14 protein-coding genes are annotated in these 15913 nt (G+C 53.8%); 2 read left to right on the top strand and 12 right to left on the bottom strand.

The genetic code is table 11. From position 1 onward, the window contains the following. Positions 1 to 279: 279 nt before the first annotated feature. The 4 genes from RSX24_RS26490 to RSX24_RS26475 all read right to left on the bottom strand — a co-directional run bounded on the left by RSX24_RS26490 (position 280) and on the right by RSX24_RS26475 (position 4169). Positions 280 to 2802 (bottom strand): heavy metal translocating P-type ATPase, encoded by a 2523-nt coding sequence (locus tag RSX24_RS26490; RefSeq protein WP_343262246.1) that lies wholly within the window; start codon positions 2800 to 2802, stop codon positions 280 to 282. Between the two features lie 136 nt (positions 2803 to 2938). Further along, complete coding sequence (locus tag RSX24_RS26485; protein ID WP_236417666.1) at positions 2939 to 3139, bottom strand: copper ion binding protein; 201 nt, start codon at positions 3137 to 3139, stop codon at positions 2939 to 2941. Positions 3140 to 3166: 27 nt separating this feature from the next. Next, positions 3167 to 3571, bottom strand: a complete 405-nt coding sequence (locus RSX24_RS26480; RefSeq protein WP_438286889.1) for a metal-sensitive transcriptional regulator — start codon at positions 3569 to 3571, stop codon at positions 3167 to 3169. Positions 3572 to 3680: 109 nt separating this feature from the next. Beyond that, positions 3681 to 4169, bottom strand: a complete 489-nt coding sequence (locus RSX24_RS26475) for a GNAT family N-acetyltransferase (protein WP_343262245.1) — start codon at positions 4167 to 4169, stop codon at positions 3681 to 3683. A 228-nt stretch (positions 4170 to 4397) separates the two neighbouring features. Between RSX24_RS26475 and RSX24_RS26470 the strand changes: the two genes are divergently transcribed. After that, positions 4398 to 7460, top strand: a complete 3063-nt coding sequence (locus RSX24_RS26470) for a hybrid sensor histidine kinase/response regulator (protein WP_343262244.1) — start codon at positions 4398 to 4400, stop codon at positions 7458 to 7460. After that, entirely contained in the window at positions 7438 to 8385 is a 948-nt protein-coding gene (locus RSX24_RS26465) for a response regulator (RefSeq protein WP_343262243.1), read from the top strand. Before RSX24_RS26470 ends, RSX24_RS26465 begins: the two co-directional genes overlap by 23 nt. Before the next feature lie 169 nt (positions 8386 to 8554). Here RSX24_RS26465 and RSX24_RS26460 read toward each other — a convergent pair whose 3' ends face one another. From RSX24_RS26460 to RSX24_RS26425, 8 genes are all read right to left on the bottom strand, one after another. Further along, the gene (locus tag RSX24_RS26460) at positions 8555 to 8740 is read right to left on the bottom strand and encodes a hypothetical protein (protein ID WP_236417670.1); all 186 of its coding nucleotides are present in this window, start codon (positions 8738 to 8740) and stop codon (positions 8555 to 8557) included. 211 nt (positions 8741 to 8951) lie between these two features. Continuing rightward, positions 8952 to 9572, bottom strand: a complete 621-nt coding sequence (locus RSX24_RS26455) for a hypothetical protein (RefSeq protein ID WP_236417672.1) — start codon at positions 9570 to 9572, stop codon at positions 8952 to 8954. Between the two features lie 189 nt (positions 9573 to 9761). Continuing rightward, positions 9762 to 10505 (bottom strand): nucleoside phosphorylase, encoded by a 744-nt coding sequence (locus RSX24_RS26450; RefSeq protein ID WP_343262242.1) that lies wholly within the window; start codon positions 10503 to 10505, stop codon positions 9762 to 9764. Between the two features lies 1 nt (position 10506). Beyond that, entirely contained in the window at positions 10507 to 11178 is a 672-nt protein-coding gene (locus tag RSX24_RS26445) for a sulfite oxidase-like oxidoreductase (RefSeq protein ID WP_236417676.1), read from the bottom strand. A gap of 60 nt (positions 11179 to 11238) precedes the next feature. Continuing rightward, entirely contained in the window at positions 11239 to 12162 is a 924-nt protein-coding gene (locus tag RSX24_RS26440) for an ABC transporter permease (RefSeq protein ID WP_343262241.1), read from the bottom strand. Next, positions 12146 to 13213: an ABC transporter permease gene (locus RSX24_RS26435; protein ID WP_236417680.1), complete on the bottom strand. Its 1068-nt coding sequence runs from the start codon at positions 13211 to 13213 to the stop codon at positions 12146 to 12148. Before RSX24_RS26435 ends, RSX24_RS26440 begins: the two co-directional genes overlap by 17 nt. Continuing rightward, positions 13210 to 14709: an ABC transporter ATP-binding protein gene (locus tag RSX24_RS26430; RefSeq protein WP_343262289.1), complete on the bottom strand. Its 1500-nt coding sequence runs from the start codon at positions 14707 to 14709 to the stop codon at positions 13210 to 13212. The genes RSX24_RS26435 and RSX24_RS26430 overlap by 4 nt, the downstream gene beginning before the upstream one ends. A gap of 113 nt (positions 14710 to 14822) precedes the next feature. Then, the gene (locus tag RSX24_RS26425) at positions 14823 to 15854 is read right to left on the bottom strand and encodes a BMP family lipoprotein (protein ID WP_236417683.1); all 1032 of its coding nucleotides are present in this window, start codon (positions 15852 to 15854) and stop codon (positions 14823 to 14825) included. Between the last annotated feature and the right edge of the window lie 59 nt (positions 15855 to 15913).

Raw genomic sequence — 15913 nt, 5'->3', positions numbered from 1 at the left:
TGTCCTCCATCGGATATTTAGTTTTACATTGATTTAAACAATCGTTTGAATCAAACAGTCGTTTAAAATTTTAAATGGAGTTGTCTGTATTGTCAACCCGGTTTTCTGAAAGATGCAGAAATACACACTAGCATTTTCATTAAAAAACGGAGATCATCTGTCTGGCATTTTAACCTTTAGAACAGATGAAAATGCACGCCCCGCCTTGGCGGGCCGTGCAAAGTGCTCACATCTATTTCAGGTTTCTGTATTCATCAAGCCAAAAGAACCACCGCGACGTTACCCGGCACGCCGCTGGAGCTTCATACGCTGCAAGCGCAACGCGTTCAGCACGACCGATACCGAACTGAATGCCATTGCTGCTCCGGCCAGCCAAGGAGCCAAGAAACCGGCCGCAGCGATCGGGATGCCCAGCACGTTGTACCCGAGCGCCCAGAACAAGTTCTGTTTAATGTTGCCCATCGTGCGGCGGCTCATCTCGATCGCGTCGGCGATGCTGTTCAGATCGCCGCGCATCAGCGTGATGTCGGCCGCTTCCATCGCTACATCCGTCCCCGTTCCGATCGCCATGCCGATATCGGCCGTAGCAAGCGCAGGCGCATCATTGATGCCATCGCCGACCATGGCGACCTTGCGGCCGCTTTCCTGCAGCTTCTTCACTTCCGCAGCCTTGCCCTCAGGCAGGACTTCGGCGAGAATGTGCTTGATGCCCGCTTGTGCCGCCACGGCGCGGGCGGTACGCTCGTTGTCGCCCGTAATCATAATGACATCAATCCCCATCGCATGCAGACGACCAACGGCCTCACGGGACGTTTCCTTGATCGTATCCGCAACGGCAACGATGCCTGCCCATTGACCGTCCACCGCAACAAGCATTGCCGTGCGCCCTTGCTCTTCAAGCTCGTGCATACGCTGCAGGGCCTGCTCCGGCACGTTCACCTGAGCATCGGCAAGCAAACGGCGGGTCCCCACCAGCACCTGCCGGCCACCTGCCACTGCATGTATACCGTATCCGGGTATGTTTTCAAATTGTTCCGCTTGGCCAGGTTCCAAGCCCTTGCCCCGGATTCCTTCTACAATGGCTTCCGCCAAAGGATGCTCGGATCCTTGCTCCGCGGCGCCTACCAGTTCCAACAGCTCTGGCTCGTGCCAGTCCCCGGCAGCAACCACGTCCGTCAGCACCGGTTTACCCTCGGTAACCGTGCCCGTTTTGTCCAGCACGACCGTTTGAATCTGCTGCGCGGTTTCCAGGTATTCGCCTCCCTTAAACAGGATGCCGAACTCCGCTGCCCGTCCCGAACCGGCCATGACGGACGTCGGCGTGGCAAGCCCAAGGGCGCAGGGGCAGGCAATAACCAGAACGGCAATGGCTTTTTCCAGCGAACCCGCAAAATCTCCGGGACTGACGAAGAAATACCAAATCAGCAGCGTCAACGCCGCAATGCCGACAACGATCGGCACGAATATGCCTGATATTACGTCCGCAATGCGTTGGATCGGCGCTTTGGAGCCTTGTGCCTGCTCAACGACTTTGATGATTTGCGAGAGTGCCGTATCCGATCCGACCCGAGTGGCCCGCAGCCGCAATACGCCATTTTTGTTCAGCGTGGCACCCGTAACCGGATCGCCCGGTTGTTTGTCGACCGGCAAGCTCTCCCCGCTCAGCATGGACTCGTCGACCGACGAACGTCCCTCTTCCACCACGCCGTCGACCGGGATGCTGTCGCCCGGCTTGACGATCACCAGATCGCCAACGGCAACATAAGCGGAGGGAATGACAACTTCCTTGCCGTCGCGAATCACCCGCGCTTCGCGCGGAGCAAGCTCGATCAGGCTTTTGATCGCTTGAGAGGAGCGTCCTTTGGCGACCGCTTCAAACCATTTGCCGAGCAAAATTAACGTAATCAGAATGGCGCTCGTCTCATAATACAGTTCAACCGAAGGGACGGCGACCGCCGTACCCATTCCGCCATGGTCCATAGCCGGCTGAGTCCCGTATCCACTGCTTAGGGTCAGATATAAACTGTAGAAAAAAGCTGCGCTCGTTCCCAGCGCAACGAGTACATCCATGTTCGCGCTGCCGCCCCGCAGTGCTTTATACGCTCCGACATAGAACTGCCAGCCGATCACGAATTGTACCGGTGCTGCCAGCAGCAGCTGGAACCAAGGGTTCATGAACAAATCGGGCACCCAGATCCAGGACGTAAATGAGAAATGACCGACCATCGCCCAGAGCAAAGGAATGGACAGCAGGGCAGAAACGATCCATTTCCACTTTTTGCGCTGCAATTCGCGTTCGCGGACAGACTGGTGTTCTTGCTCGCCCTGCTGCACTTCAGCGCCATAACCGAGGTGTTTGATCTTGGCCATGATGTCGGACGGCTTCAACGTGCCGGCGGCATATTCCACATGCGCCGTCTCCAGCGCAAGATTGACGTTCGCCCGCGATACGCCGGGCAAGCGGGACAATCCTTTCTCGATGCGGGCTGAACAAGCGGCGCAGGTCATGCCCGTGATGTTCAGGTCCAGCGATTCCGAGGCGGTGCCATAACCCAGTGCCTCTACCTTATCGCGCAAGCTGGAGACGTCCACCATTTTCGGATCATACGAAATCGTCGCTTGCTCCGTGGCCAAATTCACGTTGGCCTGATTCACGCCCTCCATCCGGGACAATCCCTTTTCGATCCGGCTCGAACAAGCCGCGCAAGTCATGCCGGTAATCTGCAGCGTGGTCTGTACTCCAACCGGAGACGTCAACGCATTCGAATCTTGATCGCTTGCCGTTGTCGATGATTTAACCATAACACAGTCTCCTTTCCCTATTCCGAAAATACCCCTAAGGGGTATAAAACAAGCCGAAATCCGGGCTTAAACGCCCGCTTCCGACTCTCTTAAGGGAAGCTGCGCTTAAACCCAATACGATCGCTTATTGCTTATCTTAGGCTACGTCATAACCTTGATCTTCAATCGCTGCCTTAATTTGTTCCACGCTCACGCTTTGCTCGTCGTATTCCACAGCAACGGTTCCCGCTGCCAGATCAACCTGGCCTTTCGCTCCTACACTTTTAACGGCTTCCTCTACGGATTTGACGCAATGGTTGCAAGACATGCCTGCAACGTTCAATGTGATGTTGGACATCGTTCATTCCTCCTTAGTATATATTCATCATTTCATGAGCTTTCTGACCGTAACAAGCAATTCGTCTACAACCTCATGCTCTCCGGCCTGAATGCGTTCGACGATGCAGCTCTTCATATGCCCTTCCAACAGCAGCTTGCCGACCGAGCTCAATGCGGATTGCGCTGCAGCGATTTGCGTAAGCACATCGTCGCAATACGTATCCTTCTCAATCAGCCCTTTGATCCCGCGAATCTGCCCCTCCACGCGGTTCAAGCGGGAAATGAGATTGCTCTTCATCTCCTGGGAATGATGGCTCTTGCGAACCGGTTTCCCGTCAGGTCCCGGCGTATGACAGGCATTTGCCTGCGTTTCCGGCAGCGAACCTTCTTGCCCCGCTGCGGTTACCGCCGTTTCCATCTCTTCATGGGGATGGCTCTGATGTTCCATCATGAACACCCCTTTTCAAATAATTTCTGAATTCAGAATAACATACCCCGTAGGGGTATTCAAGCCCTATTTCTTCTCGCCATCAATTGTTCATCATTTCTTCATGAGGGGCTTACGCTCGCAAAATATATTCCATTCTGCTGCTGCGGACGGCGAAACCAAGTTTCTCGTAAAAAGTCTGCGCTCCCTCGTTGAACGACGATACCGTCAACTCCACGCTGTCTGCCTGAAGCTCCTTGCCCAGTTCGATCAGTTCTGTCATGATTCGCTGCCCGACGCCTTTTCCCTGCCACTTTCGATCCACGACAACTTCGTTGATATACAGCATATCCCGGTCAAGCAGCACATTCAGGTTCCGGATCTGCTGCCATTGGGCGCTGGCAAATCCGACGATCTCCCCCGCTTCAAGATCCTCAGCAACGAATAGGTATCGGGTATCCTTTTCGAGCCACTCCTCATACTCGCCCGGCTCCAAGCGGGGCTGAAGGGCCCGATAGATATCCGGTCTCCCTTTGACGTGTTGTTCATGCAACTCATCCATTAACGCGGAAATGCCGATATAATCTTTAACCCTGGCACGTCGAATCAAGAGCTTGTCCATAAACTAATGCCACCTCGCCACTCGTTTCCATGATTATACATTACCGGTTGGCAAGGTGCCCAGACGTGTCATAACACCATAAAAACGTTACCTTCTGATGAAATGATCCGAAAAATCGACACTTACCTATTCCAAACCTTCATTTTTTGTATAAAAATGAAGGAAGTGCTCGAATGATGACGAAAATCATACAAGTACCATGGAAAAACATAACGGGGATTGACGTAAATGAAACCGAAACGGGAAATTGCACTACCGCTTATGATCGGCATTTTTTTGCTGATCACGGTAGTTAGCCTTTATCAATGGTTAGTGCCACCGATGAAGGAAGTCGAGGCCAAAAACGGGGTGTTTGACGCCCGTCAATGGAACTTCGAAGCGGACGGCTACTTGCCGCTGCGCGGGGAATGGGAGTATTATGCGAACCGGCTGCTGACTCCTGTGGATTTTGCCGAGGACGACGGCAGTCTGTCCAAGATCCGCAAGCTGAAGAATGTCCCGAATGAAAAAACCAATGCGCTCTCCTCGGCCAATCCCAACAACCAAGGGGCTGGAACCTATCGTTTGCTCGTTGAAGTGCCCGAAGACGGAATGTACGGACTTCGCGCCAAAAAAATCCGCATCTCATCGCGCTTCTTCATTAACGGCCAGGAAATGGGAGGCAGCGGGAAACCCTCGATGACTTCGGAACACTTCGTACCAAGCAACACGCCCTATTTTCGCACATTTCAATTGAACAAAGGCGTAAACGAAATCATCGTGCAAACGGCTGCGTTCAACAACCTGGGCGGCGGCATGGTTCAGACACCCGAGTTCGGCTTGGCTACCCAGATTGGCAAACGCGTTGATGGGGCAAGGCTCGCCGATATGGCCATCATTGCCATGCTGTTTTCATTCGGTCTTTATTATGCGGGCATGTTCAGGCAATGGGGCAAGGAACGCTACCTGATGCATTTCTGCCTGTTTTGTCTGGCGACAGGTCTTTTTATCAGTATCGACAACGAAATTCTGGCGCTAATCATCTTTCCGGATATGTCTTTTCCTTTTCTGCAGAGATTGCTGTTTTTGCTGCCGATCGCTTCATTTTATTTTTTTGCAAGTTACGTGCATTCATACACCGACGAGACCAACTTCTTTTTGTTTAAATGGCTCGGGTCATGCGCGATCGTTCTTACGGTCATTTTGCTCGTGCTTCCCAACGATTATCTTCCGTTTTCCCTGGCGCTTGGAATACCGATACAGATATTTGTGTTTTTTCTAATCGTAAGAGCCATTTTCCGGGGGAGAAGAAAAGGCATTAACGATCGCCATCATCTGCTTCTCGGTTGTTTCTTTCTTGCGGTCTACTGGATTTTCGGGGAGCTGCGATACTTGTTTGCTCTGGACAATCCCTATTTCATGGTAGGGACGCCGCTGCTTCTTTTATTATCCCAGGCCCTGCTCATCTCCGACCGGCTGCAGGACAACTTTTTACGGAGCGAAAGCCTTGCAGAAAGACTATTGATTTACGACCGTCAGAAGGATGAGTTTTTGGCCAAAACATCCCATGAACTGCGGACGCCGTTGCACGGCATCGTCAACCTGTCCCAATCGCTCCTCGACAGTACGGAACACCCGCTGCAGGAAGATCACCGCGAGAACATCATGCTTCTCCATCTGATGGGCCGAAGGCTGTCGGGGATCGTCAATGACATTCTGGATCTGAATCGGATCAGGCATGGCCAATTCGTGATCCATCCGACCCCCGTCAACGTGGGCACTTCCATTCATTTCGTCTTGGAGACCCTTTCGATCGCGCCGATCAACAAAGAAGTTCGTCTGGTCAACAAGCTGCCTGATGCGCTTCCCCTGGTCTATGCCGACGAAAATCGATTGAAGCAAATTTTGCACAACCTGATCGAAAACGGGCTGAAATTCACGAAACGGGGGACGGTGACCGTATCCGTGGAATGTCTTGAAGAGGAGATGGCTATATCCATCACCGATACGGGACCAGGCATCCCTGCCGAAGAGCTGGATAACATCCTGCAGCCCTATAATCAGTACAAGGACAGCTTTCAGGACGATACTTCAGGGGGCCTCGGGCTCGGCCTTAGCATTTCCAAACAGCTGATCGAGCTGCAAGGCGGTCGCCTGGAGGTAGCATCGCAGCTGGGACAAGGTACCCGGTTCACGTTTACCCTTCCGTTAGACAAACAGTCTGAAGCCTCGGCCACGGCACCGACCGTCTCCTTGACGGTGGACGCGGAAACGATGAACGACATGCTGCATCCCAGCCCCCTCGCGCCTTTTCACGCGCTCATCGTCGATGACGAGTTGTCCAATATGAAAGTGCTCGTCGATGTTATATCATCGTTGGGGTACGCCTATACCGCGGTCGGCAGCGGCGAGGAGGCTCTTGAAGTGCTGCGTGACGGCTCCAAACCGGATATCGTTTTATTGGACCTGATGCTGACGGGTATTTCGGGAATCGAAGTATGCCGCCAAATTCGCGAGAGACAGGGCCTGGCCGAGCTTCCTGTCCTGATGCTGACCGCTTCGGGACAGACCGGCGATATCGTGGCTTCGTTGAACGCGGGAGCCAACGATATTTTGCAAAAGCCATTCGAGCTTGCGGAATTGAAAGCAAGGGTCCGCTCCCTGCTGGAATTAAAAAATTCCTCCGAGCAGGCAGTTCGCAGGGAAATGGACTTCTTGCAGGCACAGATTATGCCCCACTTCCTTTACAACAGCTTGAACAGTCTCGTAGGGTTGAGTTACACCGACCCCATCAGGCTTAGAGAAACGATCTATCACCTGACGACGTACCTCCGCTCCAAGTTTACGTTTGTTTTTCATAGCGAACCGATTACCTTCGAACGTGAACTGGAACTGGTACAAGCTTATGTTGCCATTGAAAATCTCAGGTTCGGCGAGAGATTGAATATTCATTATGAGCTTGAAGAGAATTTGAAGTGCCTGATCCCCCCTCTCACGCTGCAGCCGATTGTGGAAAATGCCGTTCGCCACGGCATCGGGCCAAAACCCGAAGGCGGTACGTTGTTGATCTCTGCGCATAACCGGAACGGCATCACGGAAATCGTCGTTGAAGATGACGGCGTTGGCATGAGCAGTGTTCAGCTGGAGATGCTGGAACGCGATCAGGCTTCAGGCATCGGTTTTCGGAACGTGAATCGCCGCCTGCAGATGTTGTACAATTTAAGGCTTGAAATCAGCAGTGTGCAAGGGAAGGGAACACGGGTTAAGCTTACTGTACCGGAGGTAAGAAATGTTGAAAGCAATGCTGGTTGATGATGAAAAAATCGCCCTGGATGTGTTGGAAATTTTGCTGAACGAAATCGGCGGCGTTCAGGTCGTCCGCAAATGCCAGCTGGCAGCGGACGCACTGGCCTGTGCTGCAACCGTACAGCCGGACATCATTTTTCTCGATATTGAAATGCCCGGGATCAACGGTCTGGACGCGGGCAGGCAGTTATCTCTCCTGTGTCCGGATGCAGAGATCGTTTTCGTGACGGCTTATCAGCAGTACGCGGTACAGGCATTTGATGCCCGCGCCATCGATTATTTGCTTAAGCCCGTTGCGAAAGATCGTCTGCAGGAAACATTGCAGCGTTACACCCGTTTGCGGCAAAGACGCGACGAATCAAAAGCCTCCGCAGTCCAGGAGTCCGTCGGGCAAACCAAACAGCTTCAGCTCAAAGTACTCGGCGGACTGGAACTGTACAATTCCGGCGGCAAGCTGATCACGTGGCGAACCAAAAAGACAAAGGAGCTTTTCGCCTACCTGTGGTTCCAACGGGGAAAACCGGTTTATCGTTATCACCTGCTGGATGATCTCTGGCCGAATATCGACGTCGAGCGTGCGCAGGCCTTGCTTCATACGACGTTGTATAACTTGCGGAGCCTTTTGAAATCGGAAGGGTTCGTCAACAAAGTGGAATTCGGCGACGAACGCTATTGGATGCATGCGCATTGGATCAGCAGCGACATGACTCGTCTGGAGTCCTTGCTGGAGTCGGAAAGCGGCAATGTCCGGGAACTGTTGGAGCTGTACAGGGGAGACCTGCTCGAAATGGAATATTACCAGTGGGCCGACGTCAAAAGGGAAGAATTGCGGAGCAAATTTATCAAGCACTTGGAGAAGCTCCTGCCCAATGTAGACGAGGAAATTCGTTCCATGTTGCAGAGCAAACTACTGGAACTGGATTACATATGATTATCGACCTTTTCCAATGCCTCCGGAGGTATTCTTCTTTCTGCAAGAGAGCAGACGAAGCCAAACAACCACTTGCCGCAGACAGATTGAATGAATAAGACGATGCCAAAAGCGGGCACCCGATCGGGTGTCCGCTTCGTTTGCGTTTGAATAAACATCGTTGTTTCCGCTATTTTTTGGACGTTGTATCCGCTTCGTCAAATGCTACCGGTGATGGTTTTGCCGCCCAAGCGTCTGCCTGCGGCTCAATGTCCACTCCGTTCAGAATCTTTTTCTTTTCCATCAGGGAATCCCCATCCTCGTCCAGCTTGTTGCGGATTTCGGCCTCGTCCTGAGGCTGGTTGTTTTGCTTCATGATGGACTCCTCCTCTTCGTTATGGGTGTAATGCTTCTTAAGTAATTTACCCAATTTGAACGCCATCATTCGAAAAATGCATAACGCCTGCCTGAAAAAAATGCAGAGAGGCAAATCGATATTTGCCTGCACTTCACAACCTAAAAACGTATGGATCAGTCTCCCTGCCTTACAGCTCCCGCTAGATGTAATACGTTTTATTTCATCCACGCTATTTAAAGTCTACATGCTTGTCCAGGATGACTTCCTCCATCTTGATCTCCAGTTCGTGAACTGCCGGAACAAGCGAAAATTTCACCTGCTCCAACGAAGGTGGGAGTGCAGGCACAACCCGGTAGCTAAGCTGAGCATCGCTACCGCTACCACGACTGCCTTCTCGAAGAACCATGTGTTCACCCTGAGCGCTGGTGACCTCCAGCATCAATTGCGGTTTGAGAAAGACATGCTCTGCCTTGGGCTCCCGGTGGTGAATGTCGAGATGCACAATGCTTTCATGATCATATTGCATGGCATGTGTAATCACATAATCGCAGCCGTCCTGCGTCGTTTGTTTCATAATCGGAAGCACACCCGTCAGTTTGGTTTCCTCCTGGGGGACAAACGGTCGTTTGGGCATTGGCTGTACACTGCGGAGAACATGGCGAATGTCCTCCTCCTTCATGTCCAGTCGCTCCACCCACTCATCAATGGTTTTCTGATCCGGATGATGGTAAGCAGCCCCCGTAATGCTTTTTCTTGCCGCCACCAGCCTTAACAGCTGTTCATCGATCTGCTTCACCTGATCATTGTATTCAAACGGAATTTCCCGAAATTCAGCCCAGCCCATAGACATGATCCTAATGATCCTCCTTTTACATTCCAAACTTTTCTATTAATCCTGTTTCGATCTAGCCCCCAGTATACAGCAATTTTTCTTCAAACTGGAGCTATAGGCCATAAAAAAAGCACTCTGAATGCCGTTCATCGGCAACCAGAATGCTTATTTCAAGGACGCTTCTTGTTCCTGCCAGCCTGCACTGTACTACTTCTTGTCCTGGCGGGCGAGCGACGCAAGCGCACGCAGCGCGGCATCAATCTCGCGCTCCACGGCCTTGGATACCGCATCCGTATGCGGGTCATATTCGGCAGCCAGGTCGCTGTCCGCAAAGCCGTCGATCGCCACGATCGCTCCGGCGCGCGCACCGCGCAGGGTGCTCACGATGTAGAGCGCTGCAATCTCCATTTCGGCCGCCAAGGCTCCCGCTTGTTTATATTTGCGGTGGGGAATTTCCTCCACGCCCGTAAAAAACGCGTCCAGCGTCACCGTAATGCCTACGCCGAGCTTCCCTTGCTCGCCTTCTCCGGCTTCCGCAGCCGCGAGCAGCGCTCGGGTCACATCCAGGTTTGCAACGGCGGGGAAACCGTCGGGCACGAGCTGACGCGTCAAACCGTCCGTACGAACCGCCGCCGTGCTGACGATGACGCTGCCAGCCGGATAGTCGGCCGTATACGAACCGGCCGTGCCGACCCGGATCAGCGTCGTTACGCCGGCGCGAATCAATTCCTCGAAGCACACTGCGGCTCCTGGACAACCTACGCCATGGCTGACCACAGCCAGCCTCACACCCTCGTAATCACCTACAAACGTACGATATTCGCGGCTGAATGCCAGCTCCTTGGCTCCGTCCAGTTTGCGGGAGATTTTCTCCGCACGGGCCGGATCGCCGCACACGATGGCGTAAGCGGGGATATCCTCCGAATGAATCTGCAAAATCGGCATCAACATGTCAATCAAACTCCTTTTTCGTCCATTCGTCTTCCGGAATCGGCAAATCCTCGCCCGAAAAGCGCTGTTCTTTGAACGGATCGGCAAAATGGTGGAAACCGTTGCTCTCCCAGAAGCCATTGCGGTCCTCCGTCATAAATTCCAAACCGCGAATCCATTTCGCGCTCTTCCAGAAATAGAGCTGCGGCACGACGAGGCGCAGGGGATATCCATGCTTCGGCGTCAGCGGCTCGCCGTTATATTTGAAGGCGAGCAGCACGTCATCGTGCATCAGTTCCTCCAAAGGCACATTCGTCTCATAATCATGGTCGGCGTGGACCATCACATATTTCGCTTCCGGCTTGACGCCGAGAATCTTCACGAAATCCGAGAAGCGGATGCCTTCCCAGGACGTATCAAACTTGGACCAGCGCGTTACGCAGTGGATGTCGCTGACCGTGTTCACCTGCGGCATCGCCTGCAGCTCGGCGAAGGAGAAAACCCTCTCCTCCCACACTTCGCCAAACACTTTCAGATCCCAGGTGGACAGGTCGTATTCCGGTACTTCTCCTTCGTGCAGGATCGGGAATTTTTCCGTCAACACCTGCCCTGGGGGCAGGCGGTCGCCATATACTGAACCGGCCTTCGACGCCGGGGCCTTCGTTTTTTTCAGACGTTCAGCCTTGTTATGCAATTTGCTTTCCTCCCTTGCTCGATTGGCGCGCCGACGTTATTTCGCCAGCGGGCATTCAGATTAACGCGAGCTTCCGCCCGCTTTTTGCGCGTCCTGCGCATAAGTCCGATCTTTGAAAAAGAACATGGCCACCAGCGTCACGATATACGGAAGCATCATCGTGAAATGCGTTGGCAGGGAGAAGCCCTGCAAACGAATGCTCAAAGCTTCCATGAAGCCGAACAGCACGCTGGAGCCCAATACGCCAAGCGGGTTCGCCTGCCCGAGCATCGTCGCCACGAGCGCGATGAATCCGCGTCCAGCCGTCATGCCTTCGGTGAACATCGTCACCTGGCCCAGCGACAATTGCGCTCCCGCCAACGCGCACAGCACGCCGCACATCAGGACGGCGCCGTATTGAATGCCGCGCACCTTGATGCCGATGCTTTGCGCAGCAATCGGATTTTCGCCGACCGAGCGCAAGCGGAATCCGGAGACGCTTTTGAACAGATAGAACTGGAGCGCAATGACAAGCACGATCCCCAAATACACGAGCGGACTGTGGCCAGAGAACACGTCCCCGACCCAGGGGATGTCCTTGATCAGCGGAATGTCCCATTTCGGAAGTCCCTGCATGTCCTTATCGTAATATGCGCCTTTTACGTCGAAAATCGCGCGGAGCGCAAAGGTCGTCAGCCCTGTCGCCAAAAAGTTGAGCGAAATGCCGACAACGATGGCATTCGCCTTGAGATTGATGCTGATGAATGCGAATAAGGCCGAAAACAACATGACGATCACGATGGAGAACAGCACGGCCAGCAATACGTTGCCGAACAGGTAGTTTCCCACGATCGCAGAGAAAGCGCCGATCAGCACGAGTCCTTCCAGTCCGACGTTGAACAGTCCGACACGGGAACACAAGGCCCCGCCAAGCGCCGCAAGCAGAATGGGAGTCAGGATCCGCAGGGTCGAGCCAAACAAGGCTGCATCAAACAGTTGCTGCATTGGATTTCTTCTCCTTTCTCCGCTTCAGGAATGAATAACCGATCTGCGCCGACACGAACAGGGTCAGCACGGCTTGAATTACGCTGCCGACTTCCAGCGGCACATCCGTGTTGCGCTCCATGCCCATCGCTCCCGTCTGCAGAGCAGCGAGCAAGATGGCCGCTACGGCCGTTCCAAGCGGATGCGAGCGGGCCAGCAAGGTCGCCATGATGCCGCTCCAGGCATAACTGGCCGAAGACAGAGAGCCGTCCAGGAAGCGGTACTGCGTGCCAAGAACCTCTCCTGCACCCGCCAGTCCGGCGAGTCCGCCGCTGATAATCATGGACAGCATCATGATGCGAATGCGGCGAACCCCGCCATACGTCGCAAAGGACGGGTTGCTGCCGAGCATGCGGATCTCGTATCCGGTCACCGTTTTATACGTAAAGAAATAGATCAGAACTGCCGCCACGATGGCAATAATGAAGCCGGCATGCAAACTCATGCCCTGAAACAGCTTCGGCAGCCAGACGCTCTGGTCGATCATCGGCGTCTGCGCCATGGCGGCGGAGCCGGTGCGGTCCTTGAACGGGTAAGATACCATATATCCCCCGAACCAGATCGCAATATAGTTGAGCAGCAGTGTGGTAATGAGCAGATTCATGCCGAACCGCGCATCCAGCCAGCCTGCCAGCAGGGACCATATCCCGCCTGCCAGAATGCCTGCGACGATCGCGGCAATACATACGAACCAGCCTGGTCCCGGAAGGTAGAGCGCCGTAAGCGCTGCGCTGAGTCCGCCCAGAATCATCTGCCCCTCGGCACCCATGTTGAAAAATCCGGCACGGAAAGCCAGCGCGACGCCCAAGCCCGCCAGAATGATCGGCGTGGATCGGGCCAGCGTGTTGGTGAAGAAATAGAAGTTCCCGAAGGCCCCCTTCCACATTTCCCCATAGGTTTCGATGACGTTACCGCCAACGACGAGAATCGCGATTGCGCCGGCCAGCAAGCCGATCAATACGGCAAGCAGGGGCTGCACAAGCCCGCGAAGTGAGTCTTTTAACCGATTCATACCCGCTCTTTCCCTCCTGCCATTAACAAGCTGATCTGTTCTTCCGTCGCATCCGCCGCGTTCAGTTCGCCGGCGATCTCGCCTTCGTACATGATGACGATGCGGTCGGACAGCTGCAATATTTCAGTCAATTCCGAAGAGACAAGCAAAATGCCGGCTCCCTCATTGCGTTTGCGCAATAACTCGGCATGGATGGTTTCCATCGCGCCGATGTCGACGCCGCGGGTAGGCTCGGCGGCGATCAGAAACGGCGTGTCCTGAGCGAATTCGCGCGCCGCAATCAGCTTTTGCAAATTACCGCCAGACAAAAACTGTGCCTTGGTGTCAGCCGATCCCGTTTTGATGCCGAACTGCTTAATCCAACCTTCCACCATCGCCCGGGCTGCCTTGGCTTTGATCAGGCCGCGGGATTGCAGGCGGTAATGATGGCCCATCAATCCATTCTCGCGTACGCTGGCATCCTTCGCCGCTCCCCACATGTAGCGGTCTTCCGGAATATGCGCCAGACCCTGCTCGCGGATGCGCCGTACCGGCCAGCTCGTCGTATCCTGTCCGGACAGCAGCACGCGCCCGCTGTCCGCCTTGCGCAGCCCTGCAATCACCTGAATCAGCTCGGACTGTCCGTTGCCGGAAATGCCCGCCACACCGACGACTTCGCCCTTGCGAACCTCAAGCTGAATGTTTTTCAGTGGCGAGCGGTCCTTGGCACCGGACAAATTGACGCCTTCCACCCGAAGCACGGCTTCGGCCGGAACGGACGGCTGTTTGTCCATGCGTACAAGCTCGCGCCCTACCATGAGACGGGAAAGCTCCTCCACGTCGGTATCCTTCGCATCCAATGTGCCCGTGACCTGACCGTCGCGGAGCACCGTGATCCGGTCCGCCACATCCATCACTTCCTGCAGCTTGTGGGTGATCAGGACAAACGTTTTGCCCAATCTGGCGAGCGATTTCATGTTTGCCAGCAATTCCTTCACTTCAAGCGGCGTCAATACGGCAGAAGGCTCGTCCAGAATGATGATGTCCGCACCTTGATGCAGCACCTTCAGAATCTCCACGCGCTGCTGCATGCCAAGGGGACATTCGGCTACCTTTTTCCACGGATCGACCGGCATCCCGTACTTCTTGCCGAGCTCGTTCACCTGCGCAGCCGCCTGCTTGCGGTCAAACACCCCGGCCGATAAAGGCTCGCGCCCGATGACGATATTCTCGGCAACCGTAAAGGATGGAAACAGCATGAAATGCTGGTGTACCATGCCGATGCCGCAGGCCATAGCCTGCGAAGGGGTGGCAAAGCTCACCTCTTTCCCACGGACGCGGATCGTTCCCGATGTAGGCTGCTCCATACCGTAGAGCATACGCATCAACGTTGTTTTTCCGGCACCGTTCTCGCCTACAAGGGCATGGATCTCCCCTTCGCGCAGCGTAAAACGGATGTCCCGGTTGGCCGTGAATTCGCCGTATTTCTTCGTAATCTGTTCCATCTCCAACAGCATTTCCCTCATTCGCTCCCCTCGGTCTCGGACATGATAATAGCAGCAAAACCGGCTGCCTGATTGGGCAGCCGGCTGATCAACATGTCAATCACTCCATAATCGACACTTCAATCTTACTGTTGCAGTGGATCTTTGACGACGATTTTGCCGGATACGATATCATCCTTGATCGCTTTTACTTTGTCGATCACTTCTTGTCCCACGAAATCGCTCAGCGGGGATTCGCTGTCACGCGTAACGAAAGTCAGGCCAACGCCATCTTCCTTCAGGCCGTAGTTTACCGCGCCAGCCTTGAAGCTGCCCTCCACAAAATCCTTGACGGTTTGATAAGCAACGGTATCCGTGGATTTCAACTGGGACAAAACGATGTGTTCCGGATCTTCAACAGTACGGTCCGTATCCTGTCCGGAAGTGTAGAATCCTTTTTCCTTCGCTGCTTCGAACACGCCCAGATCGCCTACAGCCGATGCGCCGGCGATGAAGTCGGCACCTTTGCCGAATTGAACCAACGCCAATTCTTTAGCTTTGGCCGGGTCATTGAAGCCGCCGACATAGTTTACCAGGAACTCGGCATCCGGGTTAACGGATTCCAGACCTGCTTTGAAACCTTCTGTATATTTCTTGATCAGAGGCACGTCTACCGCTGCGATCATGCCGACTTTATCCGTTTTGGTGGACAATCCGGCTGCAGCGCCGAGCAGGTAAGCCCCTTCGTACTCGCGGAAACCGACGCTGCGCACGTTAGGCAGGTCTACCGTTGTGTCCACGATCGCGAATTGCTTGTCCGGATTTTCGGCAGCCACTTTTTTCAGGGCATCTTCCGCTTGGAACGTAGCGGTAATGATCAAGTCGTAATTCTCGGCAACAGCGGCACGCAAATTTTGTTCAAACGCAGCCGGGTCTGTCGATTCGATCGTTTTCGTATCTACCTTGAACTCTTCGCCCGCTTTTTTGAAACCTTCATCCATTTGTACGAAGAACGGGTTAACCCCGATTTTTTCGGGAAGCACCAGCGCCATGCGGAGCGATTTTCCGGAATCGCCACCTTGCGCGGATTGTTCGTCTTTAGAGGCCGAATTTCCGCAAGCAGCCAGCAAAATAGCGACCATAACGATGGATAAGACGAACGATAAACCTCTTTTCATTTTTAAACTTCCCCTTTTCCACATTCTTTTGTTATCATCCTATCGGATAATGTCGATCC

The sequence above is a fragment of the Paenibacillus hubeiensis genome (assembly GCF_032334105.1).
GTDB lineage: Bacteria > Bacillota > Bacilli > Paenibacillales > Paenibacillaceae > Paenibacillus > Paenibacillus hubeiensis.
The sequence above is the reverse complement of the archived record's forward strand: the minus strand, read 5'-3'. Positions and strand labels throughout refer to the sequence as shown.